General features: G+C 32.2%; 1 protein-coding gene. It reads left to right on the top strand.

Going from position 1 to position 608, the window contains the following annotated elements; all coding sequences use genetic code 11:
• Nucleotides 1–47 precede the first annotated feature (47 nt).
• Nucleotides 48–488, top strand: coding sequence for a lipocalin family protein (locus Q0739_RS14960; RefSeq protein WP_298239539.1), 441 nt, complete (start codon nucleotides 48–50; stop codon nucleotides 486–488).
• Nucleotides 489–608 lie beyond the last annotated feature (120 nt).

Below are 608 nucleotides of genomic sequence, written 5' to 3'. Positions count from 1 at the left end.
ACGTTGTGTGTAATTAAACAAAAATGAACCCTTTAAAACAAATTAAAATGACAAAAAAAACCATGAACAAATTATTCTTAACCTTATTAATTGGAATCTTACTTTCTTGTAGTAGTGACAATAATGACACTGAACCTGAACAAAATAGTATTCTTGGTACTTGGAAAATCGTATCTCTGACTTCTAATGGAACTGAAGAATTACAAGACGAATTAGATTACGCTGATATATGTTATTGGACTGAAGTATATACTCAAACAACCGTAACGGATATTGACTTTTCTGGAACTGATTGTACAACGGAAACTGTAGACGAAACGCTACCATATACAATAAATGGAACTGCTCTTTCATACACAACTGGAGACCAAGTTGATGTTTCTTTAGAAATCATTGAATTGACAAGCACAACATTAAAACTTCAAGACTCTTATGAAGAGTTAGGAGAAAATTATGTTGATGTTTATACTTATACGAAAATAGAATAAAACTACACACAACAAAGTATAAAATTAATGCTTGGGTCTGTGTTTAAACCAGCGATTAGTCCTGTTTTGTTACATCTGATTTTCCTGCGGAAAATCCTCGCACACAAAACCGCACTAATC

The organism is uncultured Algibacter sp. (assembly GCF_947487605.1).
Classification (GTDB): Bacteria; Bacteroidota; Bacteroidia; order Flavobacteriales; family Flavobacteriaceae; genus Algibacter_D.
The sequence above is the reverse complement of the archived record's forward strand: the minus strand, read 5'-3'. Positions and strand labels throughout refer to the sequence as shown.